15 protein-coding genes and 2 pseudogenes are annotated in these 21,421 nt (G+C 59.8%); 2 read left to right on the top strand and 15 right to left on the bottom strand.

What is annotated here, in order from left to right; all coding sequences use genetic code 11:
* Positions 1-19: 19 nt before the first annotated feature.
* The gene (locus tag KB879_RS38815; RefSeq protein WP_211983195.1) at positions 20-2,032 is read right to left on the bottom strand and encodes a diguanylate cyclase domain-containing protein; all 2,013 of its coding nucleotides are present in this window, start codon (positions 2,030-2,032) and stop codon (positions 20-22) included.
* 1,151 nt (positions 2,033-3,183) lie between these two features.
* On the opposite strand from KB879_RS38815, the gene KB879_RS38810 reads away from it, so the two are divergent.
* The gene (locus KB879_RS38810) at positions 3,184-4,425 is read left to right on the top strand and encodes an IS4 family transposase (RefSeq protein ID WP_211984594.1); all 1,242 of its coding nucleotides are present in this window, start codon (positions 3,184-3,186) and stop codon (positions 4,423-4,425) included.
* 27 nt (positions 4,426-4,452) lie between these two features.
* Positions 4,453-4,605: pseudogene (locus tag KB879_RS38805) on the top strand (DUF3830 family protein); the annotation flags it as partial.
* 144 nt (positions 4,606-4,749) lie between these two features.
* Here KB879_RS38805 and KB879_RS38800 read toward each other — a convergent pair.
* From KB879_RS38800 to KB879_RS38735, 14 genes and pseudogenes are all read right to left on the bottom strand, one after another.
* Positions 4,750-5,727, bottom strand: coding sequence for an IS30 family transposase (locus KB879_RS38800; RefSeq protein WP_211983194.1), 978 nt, complete (start codon positions 5,725-5,727; stop codon positions 4,750-4,752).
* A gap of 323 nt (positions 5,728-6,050) precedes the next feature.
* Positions 6,051-6,506 (bottom strand): nuclear transport factor 2 family protein, encoded by a 456-nt coding sequence (locus KB879_RS38795; RefSeq protein ID WP_211983193.1) that lies wholly within the window; start codon positions 6,504-6,506, stop codon positions 6,051-6,053.
* 114 nt (positions 6,507-6,620) lie between these two features.
* Positions 6,621-7,597: pseudogene (locus tag KB879_RS38790) on the bottom strand (Bug family tripartite tricarboxylate transporter substrate binding protein).
* 81 nt (positions 7,598-7,678) lie between these two features.
* Entirely contained in the window at positions 7,679-8,674 is a 996-nt protein-coding gene (locus tag KB879_RS38785) for a tripartite tricarboxylate transporter substrate binding protein (protein ID WP_211983191.1), read from the bottom strand.
* Between the two features lie 36 nt (positions 8,675-8,710).
* On the bottom strand, positions 8,711-9,694 hold the full coding sequence (locus tag KB879_RS38780) for a D-isomer specific 2-hydroxyacid dehydrogenase family protein (protein ID WP_211983189.1): 984 nt from the start codon (positions 9,692-9,694) through the stop codon (positions 8,711-8,713).
* A 67-nt stretch (positions 9,695-9,761) separates the two neighbouring features.
* Positions 9,762-11,186, bottom strand: coding sequence for a sodium:solute symporter family protein (locus KB879_RS38775; RefSeq protein ID WP_211983187.1), 1,425 nt, complete (start codon positions 11,184-11,186; stop codon positions 9,762-9,764).
* Positions 11,187-11,681: 495 nt separating this feature from the next.
* Complete coding sequence (locus KB879_RS38770; protein WP_211983184.1) at positions 11,682-12,362, bottom strand: SDR family NAD(P)-dependent oxidoreductase; 681 nt, start codon at positions 12,360-12,362, stop codon at positions 11,682-11,684.
* 33 nt (positions 12,363-12,395) lie between these two features.
* The gene (locus tag KB879_RS38765) at positions 12,396-13,178 is read right to left on the bottom strand and encodes a DeoR/GlpR family DNA-binding transcription regulator (RefSeq protein WP_211983183.1); all 783 of its coding nucleotides are present in this window, start codon (positions 13,176-13,178) and stop codon (positions 12,396-12,398) included.
* A 135-nt stretch (positions 13,179-13,313) separates the two neighbouring features.
* Positions 13,314-14,519, bottom strand: a complete 1,206-nt coding sequence (locus tag KB879_RS38760) for an exo-alpha-sialidase (RefSeq protein WP_211983181.1) — start codon at positions 14,517-14,519, stop codon at positions 13,314-13,316.
* A gap of 134 nt (positions 14,520-14,653) precedes the next feature.
* A complete protein-coding gene (gene pdxA, locus KB879_RS38755) occupies positions 14,654-16,981 on the bottom strand; it encodes a 4-hydroxythreonine-4-phosphate dehydrogenase PdxA (RefSeq protein ID WP_211983179.1) in 2,328 nt (775 codons plus the stop codon).
* Positions 16,978-18,147 carry an iron-containing alcohol dehydrogenase gene (locus KB879_RS38750; RefSeq protein WP_211983177.1) on the bottom strand — a complete coding sequence of 390 codons (1,170 nt, stop codon included), beginning with the start codon at positions 18,145-18,147 and terminating at the stop codon, positions 16,978-16,980. Before KB879_RS38750 ends, pdxA begins: the two co-directional genes overlap by 4 nt.
* Positions 18,148-18,201: 54 nt before the next feature.
* Complete coding sequence (gene dapA / locus KB879_RS38745; RefSeq protein WP_211983175.1) at positions 18,202-19,089, bottom strand: 4-hydroxy-tetrahydrodipicolinate synthase; 888 nt, start codon at positions 19,087-19,089, stop codon at positions 18,202-18,204.
* A 161-nt stretch (positions 19,090-19,250) separates the two neighbouring features.
* Positions 19,251-19,493, bottom strand: a complete 243-nt coding sequence (locus KB879_RS38740; protein ID WP_211983172.1) for a hypothetical protein — start codon at positions 19,491-19,493, stop codon at positions 19,251-19,253.
* Positions 19,494-20,422: 929 nt separating this feature from the next.
* Positions 20,423-21,406, bottom strand: a complete 984-nt coding sequence (locus KB879_RS38735; protein WP_211983170.1) for an ATP-binding protein — start codon at positions 21,404-21,406, stop codon at positions 20,423-20,425.
* Positions 21,407-21,421: the final 15 nt, after the last annotated feature.

The following is a 21,421-nucleotide window of genomic DNA, read 5'->3' as shown; positions in this document are numbered from 1 at the left end:
TCTAGTGACAGGGACAATATCAATCTGTGTCTGGGCGGACATCGAAATCTGAAGAAATCGCTTGGGAATTGCCGAAGATAACGAACCTGGCTTTGCCGGCATGTTTAGCCGCGTAAAGGGCAGTGTCCGCATTCAAGAAAAGCTCGTTCCGACTACCGTCCTCGCCGGAGTTGCGGAGCATACCGCCAACACTCGTGCTGCAAGTAATCAGGTGACCGTCAAGGATACAGGGCTCGGCGGTCGCCGAAACTATCGCTTCGGCGACACGTTCCACTGCTTGCGACGTCGAAATGTCCTCCAGTATTACTGCAAACTCGTCGCCGCCCACGCGCGCAACGGAGTCGGATTCGCTAGCGCATGACCTCAGCCGCGTCCCTATGATGCTCAGAAGCTTATCGCCGACCACATGGCCATAGGTGTCATTCACGGCCTTGAAATTGTCGAGGTCGACGAGAAGCAATGCCATTAGCCAGCCGCCTCCGTCGGACTGTTCTATGGCCGATGCCAAGCGCCGGTCAAAGCCTTTCCGATTGAGCAGACCGGTCAGGTCATCTAACAGTGTCGTTTGCTCGAGGTGCCGCATCTTCTGGCGCTCTGCAGTAATATCTCTGGCGAAGACATGCACTCCAACCACCCTGGCAACCGACCCACTCCAAGCGGGTTGATAGGTAACCTCAAAACAAACAGGCCGGTTCTCGTAGTGGTGCTCAGCCTCAAATGTGACCAGCCTACCTGAAAGAGCGAGTCTGAGGTGAGGCCTTATCGCTTTCGCATAAACGTCATCACCCCAGAGTTGCTTGGGCGTCAGGCCGATAATGTCATCTGGAGACATTCCGAATCGCCGTTCGTACGCTTGGTTGACGAACACATAGCGCTCGTCCACATCGAGATAGGCCACGAGGTCTGGTATGTGATTGGCAATGGCATGGATGCGTGCTTCCCGTTCCTCCGCTAGTGCCCTCGCTTTCAACAGAGCGCTCGTGCGTTCGGCAAGCTGGCCCATAACGCTCGAGAACGTTCTGGCCAGGGCGCCGATTTCGTCTGCCCTCCCTGTGGGAAGCGCCGCGCATGCTGACATGTCCGTCGCACTTTCCTGCACGGCCCGTTCCAGGTTCTCCAACGGAGCCAGCAAGCGTCTGGCCACTTGCAACATCAGCAACCCGGCTATAGCCAAGGCTGCTCCAGCCGCAGCTACAATCTTTAGCCGTGCACGGGTGATTGGCGAGAAGGCCTCCCTTGCGGGGAGTGTCGCAACCAGTTCCCACCCCGCCGTTTCAAGTCGGTGTCGAGCAACAATGGGCCGCGTTGGCCAAGCGAATTCCCAAATGGAGCTGGCCCTGTCGGTGCCGCACGACTCACCTACGGAGTTTGCAGACTGGAGTATTTTTCCCGGGTCAGCATGCACAATGTAGCGAGGGGACTGCCCCGAAGAAACAAGACAATAGGTTCCGGTGATGCCGATATGACTTCGAGACAGCGCCATGAGGAAGTTTTCGCGCTGGAGATACAAGCTTCCCACAAGAACCGCCAGCACTCGTCCATCAGCCGAGCGCACCGGTACGGCCATGGCGATGCCGGGCGCACCAGTTACCTTGGTTATCACCGGTTCGGAAATGACGAGGGATGCGCCGCGCAGAATGTCATGAAAGTACCGCCGGTCCGAGACATCGGGGTTCTGGTCTATCGGCCTGGTATCGAATGCCCGCGTACCGTCCGGCCAAGTAAGAAATACCCAATCGAACAACTCAGGAATAGGAGCGGCCTGCACAGTGACGCGCTTCAGTTCCACCGGACCACGGTCCAGCAGCGGGGCGAGTTGCTCGGCAAGACGACGCAGGATGACCGCACGTACTTCGAGTTTGTCGTCGAGTTGCGCAGCAACCAGTTTGACCTGTGCATCCTGCTGGGCCTGCAAGGAATCTTTCAGGTTCGCGAAGACGTAATGGCGTGCAACCAGAATCAGCAGTACCGCAAGAAGAAGAACTGCAACTACTGTTGAGGCGACCACCCGGGATTTTAACGACCAGCGCATCCTTCAGCCTCACTGACCAATCGCACACTGTCTAGTTCGCCGCCTTAGCGGCGGGCGGTATTGTCCGAAACGTTGAGGCAGGAGGCCTCCATTGGCTGTTCACTCGAACGGGCACTGAAAGCTCAATGTTAGCGCAATTCCAAATGTTACTTGCGTGTTTTCCCCCATTGGCGCCAGCCACGGAGAGACTTGTCTCCTGCTGGGTGGTAACAGAGCAAATAAGCTATCAAGCGAAGATCCATGTGAGTGCATGAATTTGCCCTGCACGGTGCTTCCAAAAAAGTTACCCAGATGGCAGCATGAAATAAACAGCATGACTCGGGCTTTGCGAGAAGCCATTTCCCAATCGAGCTGTTGACTCGAGGTTTCGCATTGCTTGCCTGCCGCAAACAGCTACGCACCAACGCGGCGCTGACGGGATGTTGGCAAGCAACACAATCGTTAACCCTGATTTAAACGTTACTTAATTCGCTGCTACATTGGGCACGTGGCACCCCGTTAGACCTCGTTAGGCCCCGTGTGCCCGCGTTGCAGACCCGGTGCAACGCGGGTTATTTTTCGTTGTTGCCAGCTAGCCGGCTTTCACTAGTTGTTTCAACTGCCTTTTTTTCACATCTGCCGCGCAGCATTCGCGGTCGCTCCCGTGACCAAGAGCCCCATTTCCTCTGTTCGCAAGTGCGTCTATTCAGGGTGCTCGCTCCAGTAAAAGCGGTGAACGTGCTTTCCGGCCAGCGGCTTGGAGAAGAAGTACCCTTGGCCATGGTCACAGCCCAGTTTGTTGAGTTCAGCGACATGGGCTTGTGTTTCTATCGCCCTCGGCGAGGCCTGCTCAGCGGCCTCGCGCGTTAAATAGCTGGCGAGATCGGCTTCCGGGCCCTTACTTCCAATTGGTGTGGTCCGCGTTGCGTCCGATCGCCACGGTGTTAGCTCCACATCTGCTCGGCCGCGCCAACGTCGTCTGAGACTTGAACTTTGAAGGCCCCCCCCCCCAATCCACCCAAGATAAGCCGCCAAGAAAAATCGCAATTTTCGCCAAGAACGCTTGACAGGTGACGAGGTTCGAGGGGCCGCCGCCCTGCTTGCGCTGGCTGTTTAGCGCAAGCAGGGCGGCGGCCAATAGAAGATCGTTTCTCGATCCTCGCTTGGCTCTGATGCCCCTGTCTGATCTGTTCGCTACGCTTACCCAATATCTGCACACCCAGGTCTTTCGCGATCTTGCCCGTCATGCCGAATATCCGGCTGCATTCACCCGTCAGCGTAAGCTCACCCTGCCAACACTGATCACCTTTATGCTTGGCAACTTGCGCATGGGGGTACAAGCCGAACTCGATCAATTCTTCGCCGCACTCGCCCGCCAAAATACCTTGTGCCGAGGCGTCAGTGAACAAGCGTTCGCCCAGGCTCGCAGCAAACTCAGCGGCGATGTCTTTGCTCACCTCAACGACTGGCTGCTTCAGCAAGTGTCCAAACATTTGCCGCGCTGGCATGGCTTTCGGCTGGTCGCCGCGGACGCCTCACACTTGCGTTTTGCCATCCGCCACAGCCATCTCCCTCGAGCCGCCACCCGCGATCAACTCGCCTTCGGCCTGTACCTGCCCGAGGCCGAGATCATGCTCACCGCCTCATTGCACAGCGTGCACGAGAACGAACGCCAGATCCTGTTCGAGCATCTGGACCGCCTGCAATCCGACGACTTGCTTCTCCTCGACCGCGGCTACCCCGCTCGCTGGCTGGTGGCCGTGCTCAACCAACAAAGCATTCCTTTCTGCATGCGCGCAGACGGCAGCGGCTTTGCTGCCGTACAGCGCTTTGTGCGCTCTGGCCGTGACGAGGCCATCGTCAGGCTCCCGGCTCCAGCCCGCATCGACGCGCGCGACTATGAGTGTGCGGCTACCCCGCAGACCGTTCGGCTGATCCGGCAGATCTCGCCAGCCGGCAAGGTGCGCGTGCTCATCACCAATCTGCTCGACATGCAGCGCTATCCGGCGGCCACCTTCCGCGATCTCTACCATCAACGCTGGCGCCTCGAGGAGGCGTTCAAACGCCTCAAGCACCGCATGGCACTCGAACATCTGTCCGGCCTCTCACAGTTGGCCGCCAGGCAGGACTTCGGCGCCAAAATCCTCAGCGACAACCTGCACGCCCTATGCTGCCTCAGCGCCGCGCAGGAACATGAAATTGACTCGGACCATCGCATCAACCGAACCTTTGCCATCACCGCTCTCAAACCTGTCCTGTCAGCGGCGCTGCTCGGCTTGCGCTGGGCCAAGGCTGCTCTGAATGAGACCTTGGCCTTGATCGCAACACGTACCCATCGCGTGCGACCGGATCTCGCTAAGCCACGCCCGCCTCGCCACAAACCTCATCGACATGCTACTTACAAGGCTTTTTGATGCCTATTTGGGCGGTGCTTATCTTGGGTGGATTGCGCCGGCTACACGTTCATCGCCGAAACCAATCCGGACGCACCGCAAACCGTGGCGGCAATTCTGAAGCTCCTGCCCTATCGGCAGAAGCTGGTCCACGTGCGCTGGAGCGGAGAGGGCTGCTGGATTCCGTTAGAGGAGGAAAAGCAGCAGCACGGAGACTGCTCGCTATGGTTGTTTCAAGATAATGAAATTACACTCGGCGTGGTGACGAACGATTCAGAACCTGCGGTCAAAGCGGTAGACCATATCCGCGGCGGTTTCAAGTGCGAAGGTGCAACACCCCGCAGGTTATTGAACAGGAAGCCGGTCCGAGGGATTAGCCAGGACCTGGGCGAGGACTTGCAATGGGTTGTGCCAGTTAAGGGTTTTGCGAGGCCGGGTGTTGAGACTGTCGGCGATGGCATCAAGGTCCTCCTGAGAGTGGACGGATAGGTCGGTGCCCTTGGGTAAGTACTGGCGCAGCAGACCGTTGGTGTTCTCGCAGGAGCCGCGCTGCCAGGGGCTGTGCGGGTCGCAGAAGTACACGCGCACGCCGGTGGCAGCGCTGAGTTCGGCGTGCCGAGCCATCTCACGGCCCTGGTCGTAGGTCAGCGTCTGGCGCAGCGGCGCGACCAGGGATTGCAGCTTGGCGGTGAAGCCCGCCAAGGCCAAAGCAGCAGTAGCGTTGGGCATCTTGACCAGCAGTACGGCGCGGCTCATGCGCTCGACCAGCACGCCCACGGCCGATTGGTTGCCCGCGCCCTTGATGAGGTCGCCCTCCCAGTGCCCGGGCATGAGCCGGTCGTTGACTTCGGGCGGGCGCACATGGATGCTGACCATGTCGGGAATCTGGCCGCGCCGGTCAGTGCCACGCGAGCGCGGCAGGCGCTTGGCGCGGCCCTGGCGCAGGCAGGAGATAAGCTGGCGGCGCAGTTCACCTCGCGGATAGGCGTAAATGGCGTTGTAGATGGTTTCGTGGGACACGTGGCGGTCGCGGTCGTCAGGGAAGGCGCGTTTGAGCGTAGCGGAGATTTCCTCGGGCGACCACTTCTGGTCGAGGAAGTGGCGCACCACGCCCCACAGCACACTGTCGGGAGCAAGCTCGGGGGCTGGACGACTGGCTTGGCGGCGTAGCGCACGGCAGGCTTGCGCGGTCATCGCGCCATAGCCGCCATGCGCGGCGGCGTTACGGCGAAGCTCACGCATCAAGGTCGAAGGCGCGCGGCCTAGCCTGCGGGCCATGGCCCGCAGGCTGATGTTCTCGGCCTTCCAAATCTCGATGCGCATGCGCTCTTCGGGTTGTAGTTGTTGGTACTTCGTTTCGCGGAGAGTGCAAGCAATATTGTCAACTCACCGGCCGGGCTTCTATATTTCGCGCGGGTCCAGCCGGATTCCGGAGTGACAGAATTACTTTGTTCTACGGCAAGGGTCCTCGACGCGAATTCGCCGTCGTCACACAAATTGCGGAAAAACCATCTTTTACTACTCTTCACGGACCTGGAAGTCACCACCTGACCAATGCCGGCTATGGGCGTCAACACGTGTTGCGGTGATGTTGAAGATCGCGGCGCTCAACATTTCTGCAACCGTTGCATTTTTTCGCTCAGCATTCACTCTGGCAACGTCGTACTGCTTCGCGCCAGCAATTCCCAGTTCTCCCCCGCCTTGATCCAGCAAAGGAGAACACCGATATGGCTCGAGTTCGTCCTTCCTTCGCCAAGGTTGTTCACAACATCATAGGTATGCCGAACGACCCCTACCGATCCGACTACCTCAACTGTCTGTTCGGATAGGGAGACCGACAGGTAGCGCTTTTTTCCGCTAAGGTTCTGTAGGAGTTCCTCCTTGGTCCACACCCGACCGTTGGAGTGCGAATAGGTCAACCGCTCGTGCAACATCCGGTTTAGGGCTTCGCCATCCCCATCGACCAGGGCCCGGCGCAATGCCTCAACGGCGTCCTCCAATGCGGCAAGTTCGCTTGCGCCATCTCGTATTCGTGCCTCGGATGCCAGGTCCGTGACTAAATCGATCCCGTCGTTGTTGAGTTCCTTCCCAACCATATTCATGCTCCTGTCCGTACTTCCGCTATTCGAATTCCTTCCAGCGTCCTAAACGAGCGCTTGCACGCTGGTTGCCGGCAGGCCGTCCCAAGGAGTAGAACCGGTCGTTGGCGAGTATTGCTACTCGACGCGAATCTTGGCGTCCGAGACGATCTTGGCGGAGCGCGCCATATCTTCCTTCTGGAAATGCGCAAAATCCTCCGGAGTGCCGGGCGACAGCAGGTAGCCCTGCTCAACCAGTCGCGTGCGCAAGTCAGAATTCAGCGCCTTATTGACTTCAGCGTTCAGTCGCTTGACCACTTCAGTGGGCATACTTGATGGACCCCACAGGCCATACCAGCTGTAGAACTCGTAGCCGGGCACGGTCTCTCCAACGGTCGGCACATCAGGCATAGAGGGGAGCGGTCTTTTGATGTCACGGCGAGCACCCGAACCATGCCACTCTTGTAATACGACAGCACACCGAGCACCGGATCGATGAAGCCATCGATCGCACCACCGATCAGGTCCTGGTAGGCGGGGGCGGAGCCCTTATAGGGGACGACAAGGTAGTCGATCTTTCCCGCACGCTTGAGCAATTCCGTAGACAGGTGCCCGGCGGATGCCTGCGATCCGATCGCAAAGCTCATCTTTCCTGGGTGCGCGTGAGCGTAGGAAATCAGTTCCTTGATATTTCGGATCGGAAGCTGCTTGTTCACGGACACAGCGAGCGGGCCCTTCCCGACCAAGGCTATCGGTGTGAAATCCTTCACCACATCATACGGCGCCGATTTCAAAGCCATCGGTGTCGTAGTAAAGGAGGATGCGCTAAACAGGAGCGTATAGCCATCGGCAGCACTTTTTGCAACGGCATCCCCACCGATCACCGCTTGCCCGCCAGGACGGTTTTCGACAATGAAGCTTTGCCCGGTTTGTTCCGTCAGCTTCTGCGCGAGCATACGCCCCACTGTATCCGTCGGCCCTCCTGGCGGAAACGGAATGATGATCCGCACCGCTTTAGATGGATAGGTTTGCGCCCACGCCGCTGTGCAAGCGCATATAAGCAGGGCGCCCGCAACGGATCGGACGCTGAATTGGAATATTCGCTTGAATGACATGGCTTGTCTCCCTGTCCGAGTCTGTTGTGCTCAGTGTGACGGAAAGGTACTGGGACCGATATGAGACATCGCTGTCCCCTTTCAGTCGGCCTTGATCTTTGCCGTCTTGATCAGGTTCCCGATGCGCTCGTACTCGCCAGGCAGAAATTTGGCCAGTTCCACCGGATCGGGATTCGCTACCGTCACCCCCAGGTCTCCAAGCTTCCTGACCACAACTGGATCCTTGAGCGCCTTGCCAAGCGCGTCAGTGAGCCTGGCAGTCACGTCTTTCGGTGTCTTGGCAGGCGCAAACAGCGCGTACCAGGCAGAGAACTGGAACTGCGGATAACCCTCCTCTGCGAAGGTCGGTACCTTGGGAAGGTCCGGCAAACGTGCGGGTGTTCCCACCGCCAGGGCACGCACCTTGCCGCCCTTGATCAGGGGCATGGCGTTGGTCGCCGTGTCGAAGATCACGGGAATCCGGCCGCCAAGCAGATCCAGAATGTGTGCGTTGCCCCCCTTATACGGGACGTGAGTCATCTGGACCTTCGCAATGGCCAAAAACTGCTCGCCTGCCAGGTGCAGCGGAGAACCATTGCCAGAGGAGCCGTACATGACGCCCTGCGGGTTCTTTCTGGCGGCTTCGACCACGTCCTTCAATGTCTTGTAGGGCGAATCATTCGACGTGATGGCGATGATGGGCGCCCGGCCGATCATCCCGATCGGCTCGAACGCCTTGAGCGGGTCATAGTCGGCCTTGAGCAGGTTCGGGCTTGCCGCATGCGTGGCCAGGCCCCCAAGCAAGAGCGTGTAGCCGTCGGCCGGTGCGCGCGCGACGTAGCTGGCACCGATCAGCGCCCCCGCCCCGGGCCTGTTCTCCACAATCACGGACGCACCCAGTGACTCGCCCATCTTCTGACCCAGCAGCCGCCCGAACATATCGTTGGCCCCGCCGGCGGGATAGGGCACAACGAGCGTGATCGGCTTGTTTGGGTAGGATGCCTGCGCTTGGGCGCCGGACCATGGCGCGAGACCGACAGCGAGCACGCCAAGCGTGGATGCGAACACCCTGCGCAACGATGAGGTGAAGATTGCCATGTCCGATGTCTCCTTATAGGTATGTCGCGACGGATGTCAGGCTTTCCGCGTAGAGGGGCCGGCAACCAGGTTTCCGGGCGGCAGCGCGCGCCCGTCAAGGAAGTCGACAATGTTTCGTGCGGTAATGGTTGCAACGCGCAAAGCAGCCTGACGGGTGACGCCCGCTACGTGAGGCGTCAGTATGACGTTAGGAATGTCCCGAAGAGGGCTGCCAGCTTCCAATGGCTCGATCTCGAACGTATCGAGGCCCGCCCCACCGAGATGACCGCTCGTTAGCGCGTCGACTAGTGCCGCCTCCTGGATGACTGGCCCACGAGCGGTATTCACAATGATGGATCCCGGCTTCAACAGCGCAAGCTCACGCTTTCCAATGAGACCGCGCGTCTGCTCCGTCAGCGGGCAATGGAGACTCAGAATATCGATGCCTCTGAGGAATTCATCGAAATCCGTCGCCATCCTGAAGCCGTCTGCTTCCTTGCGCGTCGCGTCCATCACGATGACCTCCGCACCCAGGGCCGTCGCCAGATGCGCGGTGCTCCGCCCGATGCTGCCATAGCCCAGAATGCCAACGACGGAGCCTCGGAAATCGCGACCTTGCCAGGCCGTTCCCTCCCAGCCACCGGCGCGTATGGTCCGGTCGAGTCTGGCAAGGTCCCGTACGAGTGCAAGCATCATGGAGATTGCGTGCTCCGCCACCGCGTCGGCATTGGCTCCGGCCGACACGGTCACCGCAATATCGCGGCGCCCAGCCTCTTCCAGGTCGACGCTATCAATCCCAGCGCCATTCTTGGCGATGATCCTGAGCCCGGGAGCAGCGGCAAGCACGCCCGCGGTGAACGGCTTGGAACCACGCATCAGGACGGCGTCCACGGTGCCGGCTGCAAGGCGCCGCACGAGGGTCTCCTCATCGATTGGATCGGCCATGAACTCGATGCGTCCGCCGGCATCATGGAGAATTTTCTGTGCTTCGGGCACCAGGTGCTGCGCGGTCACAAGTACGGTAAAGGGGGCGGTGGCCATCAGGGTTTCAACTTAAAAGTGGAGCCGTTTGCGCTTCGTCTGGGTTGCGAGGTATTGGGCTGGGCTATCAGGCGTCGCGGTGTGCGACACGCCCATGATCCGATGGCAAGTTCGCGAGGCTGTTCGAACGCAGCAGCATCTTCTCGAGCAACATCACGATGGCGGGGGTGCCCAGCGCGATGTACATATTGTCGATGCCGAACGGATTACCCAGCAGATACCAGATCGTGGTGGCGATCGTTGCGACGATCAGTGCCCAGACCGCACCGCGGTTGCTGCTGAAGAATGGCAGGTAGATACCGATCAGCGCGACCACGGTAACCGTGAGACGGAGTGCACGGGTGAAGAAAGACAGCGCAAGGATCTGCGGTACAAACAGAACGAAGATCAGCGGCAGGAATCCGACCACAAAGGAAATCAGTCGCGTAGCACGCAGTTCACGCTCCGGAGACGGGTTATAGCGCGGCACGTAGAAATCCTTGACGATCAGCGATGCAATGGCCAGTGCAACCGTGCTCACGCTCACAAAGATCGAAGCCACGAGTGAAACCGTCACGACGCCCGAGAGCAGCGGATTCATGTGTTGCAGAAAGACCGGAAGCGCGTAGAGACTCGTGATGTCCGGGAACAGGAATTTTGCTGCCACGCCGATCACGCCAAGTGCGATAGCGATGGGCACGCACAGCACGCCAGCCATCAGCGTCGCCTTGCGCGCTTCCTCCGCGGACTTCGCGCCGGAAATCGCCTGGATGATGAACTGCGTCGAGAAAATCGCACCTGCCGTACCGATGATCCACGCGCCGATCGTGCTGCCGCTCAGCATGCCGTTCCACGTGAAGTATTGCTCCGGCATTGCCTTCATCATCGGAGCGATGCCGCCTGTCAGGGACATTGCCACCCAGACCAGGATGCCGATGCCAAGCAGCTTGACGGCGCTATGCAGGATCGTGACATAGGCAACGCTCTTCAGGCCGCCCCATGCGAAGTAGATCGTGCTCACAACGGCCGTAATCAGCGCAGCCGTGGGGAGGTTGATGTGCATCACCGTGGAAATCGCAGCCGCACCGCTCACGTAGTTGCCGACGTTCACGATGAACAGCGCATAAATCATGATGGCCGAGACTACAAGCTTCGCGTGCTTGCCATATTTCTGGGCGATGAAGCCAGAGATGGTGAATTCACCGGACTTGTAGAGCCGCTTGGCCATGAAGAGACCAAAGAACACAAAGCCGATCGACGCCGAGATCACCGACCAGGACGCGGCAACGCCAACGTTGAACGCCTCCTGAGAGGTGCCGATGGTCGACTTCGCACCGATGTACTCCGACATGAGGAGAATCGCGATCACGACGGCCGGCGTGGACCGGCCCGCCACCATGAACTCCTTTGTGGTCTTGCTGCGAAGCCGGATGCTGATCCAGGCGGTGATGGCGATATATACGACGACCATTCCAATGATGATCGCGGTGTCCGTCCCCGAAAACTGTGTCATTGCTGTCTCCGAACTCTGTTACTCGCACATGCTTTGTGCGTCATGCCTCATGGAGCATGCAGGGCGTCACATACTGAAAGTCCCTGACCTCTGCCTTCGATCGATTCGATCATTCACTGTTATGAGTTTGCGGAGATCACTCAGCAGAACCATCAGTTATGATCGATGCAATCATTGTAGTTCAGCGAATCACGCATTTTCAGCGAGAGTAAACCCTATTTATTGATCGACTCGGGCATAAATCACGGTGAAGAAACGTAGCCAATCCGCGAATTGATCGAATCAATCAATTCGCGGATACTAACGAGACACTTCTGATTGCGCGAATTTGGCCGCCGCATGGTGGCTGCGGCGCGCGATGGCGATGGCGATGGCATGCGACCGGCTCAAGGCCGGGCCATCGAAAATGGATGCAAACGAGAAAATCCGGAGCCCGCGTGGACGGGGCTCGACGGTGGATGCGTCAGGCCAAACTCTGTGGAAACGCAGCGATGCTCAACTGAGGGAGCTTCCCCCGCACACCATGATCTGCTGACCTGTGATGGCACCTGCGGCGTCGCCGAGCAGATAGGCGACCAGCGAAGCCACTTCTTCGGCCTGTACGTATCGACCGATCGGAGGAACAATCGGTGCGCTGGACTCGCGCTGGGGGTCGCGCAGCATCGGCGTTTCCGTGGCAGCGGGTGAGACGACATTGACCGTGATGCCGCGCGGAGCCAGTTCCATGGCCCACGAGCGTGCCATGCCAACCATTGCGGCCTTTGCCGCGGCATACTGGCTGCGCCCTGCCGCGCCGCCTGATACCCGGCTACCGATCAACACGATCCGGCCGCCCGCACGCATGGTGGGTGCGAAGGCGTTGGCAAGTGCGGCAGCAGCACCGACGTGCAGCCGCCACATGGCTTCGCCGCTGGCGAGGTCGAGATCCCCCAGTCTCGTCGCCTTCATGAACCCGGCCGCATGCACGAACCCGTCGACGACGCCGATCTGTTCAGCAAGCTTTCCGATGCTGGCGTTGTCGTTCAGGTCCGCGCAGACATACTGAAAGCCTGGTTCGGCGAGACCCGGGTCGCTTCGGCTCAGGCCGATCACTTCAAAGCCGTCACCAAGCAGCCGGGTGGCGATGGCACGGCCAATGCCTGAACTGGCCCCTGTCACTATCATTCGTCGGGTCATGGCAACCTTCCAGCTTTCCCTGCTAAATCGACATCAATGTGGCACCGCGCGGGACGTCACCACGGTTTCGATGGTGACCCCGGCGACTCTCTCGAAGGCATGCAAGCCTGCGTACTGAGCGTCGGCATCGGTAATCAGCGTCCATGGCTTCTCGATGGGCGCCCAGTGCTGCTGACTATCCCGGTTGAGCTTGTCAGCGGTGACCAGCACGAAAATGCTCGCGGCCTGCCGCATCAGGCATTCCTTCAGGTAGGCCTGGTCTGCCGTTGCCTCGCACAAACCGCGTCCGGGCACCACCCCGTCTGCGCCAAGGAATGCCTTGTCAACGGTAATGCGGGTCAAGGCAAGCTGGGCGATCGGGCCAAGCGTGCTCATGCTCGTCCCGCGGACTTCCCCACCGATCAGCGTGAGGTCAACCCGGGTCGGGGCAAGGATCTGCGCAACCAGCAGATTGTTCGTGACCACATGGATATCGTCCCGGCCGGCAAGGGCGCGAGCCAACGCCGCCGTCGTCGTCCCGCTGTCGAGGAAAATCGTGTCGCCCGAAGCAATGTGCGCTGCCGCCGCTTCGCCAATGGCTTCCTTTTCTGCCTGGAAACTCTGCCTGCGCTCTTCAAGCGACTCTTCCGGGGCGTGTGTGCCGAGCAGGGCAGCGCCGCCATACGTGCGGACAATCAGGCCGTCGTCGGCAAGCGCTCGCAGGTCACGGCGCACGGTGGCTTCCGACATGCCAAAGTGATCGCACAGGTCAACCACTTCGGTCATTCCGGAGAGGACGGCTTTGAGCATCGCCTCACGGCGCCGGGCAACTTTCATGTTGTAGTCGGTAACGGGGGTTGAACGCCGCCAGCATGGAGACTGGGCGGAAGCGCGGGAAAGCCGGCACGACGAGAGTTTACCCATTCCCGAACCGGCAGTCTGCCCACGCTCTGTCCGATACCTTGTGCGCGCTTATGCTCGCTTACCCGCGCCCTCGGCAGCCCAGTTTTCTGTCACGCTCACGTACTTGATGCGCTGGCGGAAATATGTGTATGCGATATGGAGTTTACCGTCTGCAGACTGTGTGATCGAGGGATAAGAGAATTCGCGGTTCAGCTTGTCGGTCGAATTGTTCGTCATGCAATAGCCGTCACCAACCTCCAGGTTGCGCGAAATGGGCCAGGTACGCCCGCCATCCGTCGAGATCGCGAGTGTCATCGGTGCACGGGGCGCTCCCCAGAATGCCGTACCCCGCGTCGACGCCGCCTGAGTGATGAGGGTGCCGCTGTCTTCGGAATCCTCGATATCGTCGTAGAGCGAGGCACGCCTTTCGGTACTCTGCGCCGCGCTGCTGTTATTGAACACCATGGCCAGATGACCGTTCGCCAGCGTGACGAACTGAATCGAGGAGTTGTTGTTCGGCAACTCGATCGGCTGAGGTTCCGACCAGGTGATGCCATCGCTGGAACGACTCTGATAGATGTTGTCTGCCCACCGGCTACGGTACATGGCAACGAGCGAGCCGTCATCAAGGCGCTGGATGTTCATGTGCACACAGCCAATACTGCCGGGGACTTCGTGCTCGGTCCATGTCGTCCCGTTGTCCGTGGAGCGCATGACGACACTGACATCGTCATTGCCAGACCAACGTTCACCCGGAGCGACGCGGCACATGAAGACAGGGCAAAGCCATGCACCATCCGCCGCGACAACGATGGGCTGCCGCACAAACGTACCCGGCTTGTCGAACAGTGTCTCGATCGGCCCCCATGTATGACCATTGTCTGCGGAGATGCGTCGGCGCACGATGGACGTGTTCTGATGGCCCGACAGCTGGGCGGTATAGATGAGCCAGAGTTTTCCATCTGGCGCTGCAAAGAGCACCGGGTTCTGCTCGGAGCGCGTGGAGTCGTCGGAGAGTCGGACCGGCTCGGTCCAGGTCGAACTGCCCTTGTCCAGCCGCGAGAGGTAAATCGAGATGTCGGGCACACCTTCCTGCGTGCCGCCAAACCAGGCACAAAGCACGTCCCCGTTGTCGAGGGCGATCAGATTCGAGGCATGGTTCTGAACGGTTGCGGCGGGGAGATAGGCGTCGATGCGCGCGTCATCGCCCTCGGCATGGTGCAGCTTGCCGGGCATCGTAGTCGCCTGAGCTGGCATGGCGGACTGAGTGGTCATAGCGAGATCCTGAATCGTTGACGTAATGGTTGCCGAAACACGCGGCAACCAGGAATTTGAATCTGCGGCGCCCTCTCGCGCCGCACCTTCGAACTGCACACGGCATGGGTACTGCCCATGCCCGATCACAGCACCTACGCGGCCTGCTCCACGCGCCGCGTTGCAAGGTCTTGCGCTTGCTTCAGTGCTTCGAGCATGCTGCGCTCATCCGCGATGCCCTTGCCGGCAATGTCGAAAGCCGTACCGTGGTCGACGGAGGTGCGGATGACCGGCAATCCCACCGTGACATTGACGCCAGCCTCAAGCCCCATCACCTTCACCGGACCGTGCCCCTGGTCGTGATACATGGCGACAACGACATCGAAATCACCGCGTCCCGCGCGGAAGAACAGCGTATCGGCAGGCAAAGGACCTTCGACATCCCAGCCACGCTCGCGCAGCGCCTCAACCGCGGGAACGATCTTTTCTTCCTCCTCCCCATAGCCGAAGAGCCCATTCTCGCCAGCGTGCGGATTGATGCCGCAAACGCCGATGCGTGGAGACGCAATCCCCGCGCGCAGCAGCGTCTCGTGCGCCCGCTCGATCGTGCGTTGCACGAGCCCGGGCTCAATGCGACGGATGGCGTCAAGCAGACCGATGTGCGTAGTCACGTGAATGACCCGCAGCTTCGGAGCCACCAGCATCATCGACACCTCGGGAACGCCGGTGAGGTGGGCGAGCATTTCCGTATGTCCCGGGAAGATGTGACCGCCCGCATGCAGCGCTTCCTTGTTCAGGGGCGCGGTGCAGATGGCATCGAGTTCGCCGGCCGAGGTCAGTTCAACCGTACGGGCGAGGTACTGATACGCAGCGTCGCCGGCAATGGCGGAAAGCTTGCCATATGGCAGTTCATCGGGGATGAGACCGAGATCGATGCAATCGACTTCACCGTGTCGAAAGCGCGCCTCTGCAGGCGTCGCAATCGAATGAATGCCCAGCGCGACACCAGCGCGACGTCCGGCATCCGCAAGGCGCTTCGCATCGCCAATCACGAGTGGGCGGCAGCCTTCGTACACCGACGCGTGCGCAAGGCTCTTCATGATGATTTCCGGGCCTACGCCGGCGGCATCGCCCATCGTGATGCCGATTACAGGACGATATGTCATGGCTTCCTTCTTACTGGATTGGCGCGGCGCTTGCGCATCCGCTTTCTGCATGGCAACGAGTCGCTGCCACGCGTTATACAGGGTATCGGGTCGGCCAAATCCGCCCGCCTTGGTGATGACGGGCAACGCGCTGCGGCCGTGCATGTCTGCGAGCAACAACGGTACGCCATCCTCGACTTCCTCGATGACTTCGAGTTGTGCGATGCCCATCGCCGACAGCAACGCGCGCGCCGTCTCTCCGCCGGTGGCGATCAGTGCAGCAGCATGCACGGCCGCGGAGGCGAGCCGGTCCGCAAGGCGGTGCGCAAGCAGCAAGCCATCGGTGGTCGCAATGCGGTGCGACTGGCTGAGACTCACCACAACATGCCGCCCGCGCATCAGCGCGTACATCACCTGAGTAGTCAGCGCGAGCGTCGCCGGATTGACAGGATCGAGCAGGCCATCTGCATCAACCTCAAACAAGTCAATAGAGCTTTTGGCATTGACCTGCAGAGCAGCAACTTGCTGCTGCGAGACGCTCGACATGCTACCCACGACGACCAGGACACCGCGTGAGTGGGCTGTTACAGCCAATGCTTCAGGTCCCCGCCCTGCAGCATCGAACGACACCTTCTCAGGCACGGCCAGCATTTCAAAGAGCGGTCTTGCGAGGCCGGCGGAGCCGACCCAAAACACTCTGTCCAGCACCGCTGACGCGGTCGCGATCGTTGCCAGGTCTTCATCGCTTTCGCTGTCGCAGACCACGGCCTGACAGTGGTCTTGCTGACAGGCTTCGAGCCTTGCCCGCACGGGTGCAACACCTTCGCGCACGGTCTCAAGCGGGATTTGAGCGACCCGCAGACCGGCATCAGAAAGCATCGAGCGCAAGTCGCCCTTTCCTGCGATGTGCTCGTTTTTCCAGACCTCTGACTCTTCAAGAGGCGCGCCAAAGATAAGCTGTTGGCCCTTCCGCGTCGTGCGACCGGCCTTTGGATACGCGGGCGCGACGATGGCCATTCCAGCCGAATCCGCGAGTGCCGCGACTTCCGCTGCGACGTTTCCACGCAGCGTCGAGTCGATCTTCTTGTAGAGCCGACGTCCATCGCCATGGGTACGCAAGGCCAGTACGTTCACGCGCGCAGCTTCATCGGGCAAGTGGCGACGCGTGTCGGTATCGACCGCCAGCACGGCGACTGGGCTCGCCACGGGTTGCTCAATCTCAAGGCTGACGATGCTCCCAAGCCCGCAGTGCGTACCGGTTACCGCGCAGTCGGCGGTGCCTGACAGGTCGTCGCCAAGGATAAGCAACCGCGTGTGGCTGCCAGGTGGGATGATCATGGCAGCAGTCGGCGATAAATGGCCTTGATGTCGTCAAGGTCCAGCGGCTTCGGATTGTTGCCAAGCAGGCGCGTCACCTTGGAAGCGGCAACGGCGAGTGCGTCAATGTGGGCTTCCAGCACGCCGAACTTGCGCAGATCCTGAGGAATGTCCAATGCAGAAGTCCACTCGCGAAGACGGACGACGAGCTTTTGTGCCGCGGTTTCCTCGTCGTCATGGTACTGCGCGATCTGCAGGGCATACGCGACCTTGGCAAGGCGTCCGACGCTCGCGTCGAGATTGAACTCCATCACATGGGGCAACAGCATCGAGTTGGCGACACCGTGCGTGATATTGAACATGCCGCCGAGCGGATAGGCCAGCGCATGCACGGCTGCAGTGCCCGCCGCCGTCAATGCCAGCCCTCCATACATCGAGCCCAGGAGCATTGCCTCGCGCGCCTCGAGCGACTGGCCGTTCTCGTAGGCTTCAATGAGGTTCGCGCCAATGAGCCGCATCGATTCCATCGCGAACATGTCGCTGATCGGATTCGACTTGGTCGAGATGTAGGACTCCAGCGCATGGATGAAAGCGTCCATGCCAGTGGCCGCAGTAATGGGCTTGGGCAGATGCAGTGTCAGCGTTGCGTCGAGGATCACCAGTTGCGGCAGCAGATGACGACTGACGATCCCGACCTTCAGTGCTTCGTCCGGGAGTGTGACGATTGCATTCGGCGTGACCTCGGAGCCCGTACCGGAAGTCGTGGGGACGAGAATCAGTGGAACTCCCGGTGTCCGGATCAGATCGATGCCAAGCCACTCGCGCAGAGGTTGCTGGTTCGTGAGGCGCACCGCGAAAAGCTTGGCTGCATCGAGCACGCTGCCGCCGCCAATCGACAGCACGGCGTCTGGCCCGAACGGCTCGATCTGCTCGCGGTAGACGGATTCGATGTTTTCAATGGTCGGCTCAGGCTGCACGCCGCGCACGATGAGCGCATGGATATCTTTCGCCTTCAGCGCGGCGACCACACGGTCTGCCACGCCATTGCCTTCCATAAATGGCTGGGTGATCAACGCAATGCGACGGATCGGGCGATCGAGCAAGGAGAGCTTTTCGGGCAGCTGGTCGAGGCTGTCTGCTCCATGCACGATGTGCTTGACGCCTTGGAAGTGATAGACGGGGTTCATGTCAGAGAGTCTCAGTCTTCTGTCGATCAGAGGGTCCGGCGCAATGCGGCGCGGTCAATGCACACGCGGATAGTTTGCGATCGCCTGGGCAACGCGATCGCGTGCAGCGGCGTCCAGGGGCAGCGCAGGGGCGCGCGCCGGTCCGGCGGGCATCCCCAGCATGGCGGCGGCCGTCTTCAGGACGACGGGCATCGTCCCCAATGCGAACGCATCGCGCAGGGCACGCAAGGATTCCTGGGCATTGCGAGCGGCCTCGATTTCGCCAGCATGAAAATGGTTCCAGATCGACATCACGACGCTCGGCACGGCATTGGTAGTCGCTGCAACCGCGCCGTCGCCACCGGCAATCAGGGTCCACAAGATCATTGAGTCCGTACCCGTGAACACGGCGAAATCTTCACGGCGCAACTTGATTAGTTGCAGCAACCGGTCGAAATCGCCACCACTGTCCTTGATGCCCCGAATGTTCGGGATCTCGGAGAGACGTCGCACCGTGTCCACATTCAACGTAATGCCCGCCTTGGCAGGAATCGTGTAGAGCATCACCGGCAATGTTGTGCTGCGCGCGATTTGCTCGTAGTGCGTGAACAGTTCACGTTGTGTCGCGCCGTTGAAGTAAGGCGTAATGACGGACACCGCATCGACGCCGATGTCCTTCATCTTGTGGTTGAGAGCGACGACGTCGCGCGTCGCGTAAGCCCCCGTTCCAGCAATCACCGGAACTCGACCGCGCGCCTGGTCGACGGTGATGCGGGCGATACGCAGCTTCTCGTCTTCCGACAGTGCAATGAACTCGCCATTGGTACCCAGTACAAAAAGACCATGCACACCCGCGTCAATCAGGCGGTCCACGAGTGTGCGCAAACCGGCCTCGTCGACGTCTTGATCGGCAGTCATCGGTGTGATGAGAGCGGGGACGATTCCCTTGAAGGTAACTGACATGAAAGATCTCCTGGGGGGCGCTGGCGTCGGTAGCACGGCGGGGCCAGTCGGCGCCCAATCCAGCACCGCCTCCCTCCTTGCCTCGCATTTTGCTCGATTCGGTCACTTAACAGCCGTTCCAATCGGCTCGTCGGCTCTATTTGCCGCGTTATATGATCGATTCAATCATTATAAGTCAGCAAATCGCGCAGAATCGGTGGGTGTAAACCCGCAATTCGAGCGGAATGCGCATTTTTGGCAAGATAAATATGCACAATGCGGCATTTGGCGCCAACCACGCAGAAAACCACATTAATTTCACAATGATGAAATTTCAGCCAATGCATCGCCGCCGTAGAAGTCGCTGTTTGGCCATGCATGGAGGCGGCGGTGCGTCCGACCCGCCTGCCGCTTACGTAGAACAAAGGAAAGTCGTCAACGATCCCGAAGGAATGTCGTCAATTCGCGTGACAACGGCAGAGAAATCGCACGAAACATCAATGAAATCAATGGCTTAAGCACAGCGAAGAAAAGCTGTCACCGCGGCAGGATCGCGAAGTGTCAATTCAGCGCGTGCGACGCGCCTACACGGCCCTAAAAACTCCGTGCCGCCGCCCATCTGGCGACCGCGCTCGGAGGCTACAACAGGAAACGACAAACCTGGCCAACGTCTTGCACGGGCTGTCTTGTGATCGCGGAATGCAGATATAGTCGGTGCCCGCGGGGCGTCTAGCCCAGGCTTTTGCATCCCAAGCCATACTCAAAGTATGACCGCATCAACGCCTTGCGGTACTCCGGCCTCATGGGTCGAACACTGCCGGGTCGCCACACTTGCCCACCATAGCGTGCTCGGCAATGCGCGCAACGATATGGTGCCTCGAGAAGTTGCACGTTCAAGCAGAACGGCGTTTCGTGACCGCACCGAAGACAGGCAGATTCCATGGGGTAACGGTGAGCAGGACATCGAGTCGCGCTCGCCATTTGATGCAAGAGGCAGTGGTAGCCGCGTGACATACAAGAACGACAGTAGCGGAGCACTTCGCAATAGCGTCGCTGCTCGGCGTTCTCGATGAGCGCCATCTGCAGCGTCTTTTTGGGCAAGCCCAAGGCCTCATTCAGCCGGACAGTATTCACCAATCCCTGCTGCGGTGGGATATTCTCGTACGGATCCAGGTCCGGCCTCAGCAACCGCATCATAGCGGTACCAGACAACGCATTCGCCATTTTGAACTTCCACAAGATCGAGACGAGTGACTCCCATGGCTCGATCCACTTCTTGTCGAATACGTAACCCAGCGCCGGTGTGAGCTTTGCCTCGTCAAGCGTGAGGATAGGAAAGCGCGGCGCTCCCGCCTCACAAGGCGGCGGCGACGAGCACACGTCCGGTTGCATGGCGTGACTGGACATAACCGCAATGCCGTACCGCATGAGCCCACAACGCTGGCTCGGGACAGTAGCCCGGGCAATCCCTGATCTCGCTGTCTTTCAGCAGGATCTCGACGGCACGAGCGAACGACTCCATGGGGAGCTCCAAGGGCCCCGGCAAACTGGCCTTGTGGTGCGCCGCCTCGAACGCGTCCCACAGCGCGTCGGCATCGCTGACCAGCCGATATCCAGCATCAAAAGCCTGGGGCACGTAGAATCGGGTAAAGCTCCATTGGGTGCCCTCTGGATACGCCGTCTGATCATAGCCGCTCAGACACGTCGCCACGTCCTTCGCGTTTCGGATGCCATAAAAGGGCAATTCCTCGACCATCAGCCGCGCGACGATCTGCGTCTTGCCTGCCACCTGCATGGCCGTTTTCTGAGCGAGCAATTCCTGCTGGCCGACGAGGAAGGTGAAGAGCTTGATCTGCTGTCGGTCTAGCGCATCGTGAACATCGCGCAGCCATTCGTATTCATTGTCGTTGTAACGCTGTGCCTCATCACAGAAGAGCAGCACCGTGCCACTGCCCGCCCGAGCGGCGGCCTCACGAATCCTCAGGGCGAGGCGCATACGTTTGGCCGGGTTGGCGCCAGCGTTAGGATCTTGGTCGCCAACCGCTTCAAGCAGGTTTGCGAAGAACGGTCCTTCGGCATGCCTCGGCTTGTGTTCGCATCGTGCGTGGTAGCTGGTCATCCGTGGGTGATTTCGTGCCAGCAGCAATCGCACGTACTCGATCGCCCGTGTCTTACCGATGCGCGACGGGCCGTAGATCAACGCGCCCATGATCCTGTAGCGCAGACATCGAGTGACCAGTTCGTAGAGTTCTTCGATTGCCGGCGTGGCGATGCGATAGTTGCCGGTGACCAGGGGGTGCAGCGATGGATCGATGGGACGCGGTATTTGAAGGGACATGATGACTCCCACGCG

Origin of the sequence: Cupriavidus sp. KK10, from assembly GCF_018223725.1 — a bacterium.
GTDB classification, from domain to species: Bacteria; Pseudomonadota; Gammaproteobacteria; order Burkholderiales; family Burkholderiaceae; genus Cupriavidus; species Cupriavidus necator.
Note: the sequence above shows the minus strand (reverse complement) of the source record. Positions and strands in the feature narration are given on the sequence as shown.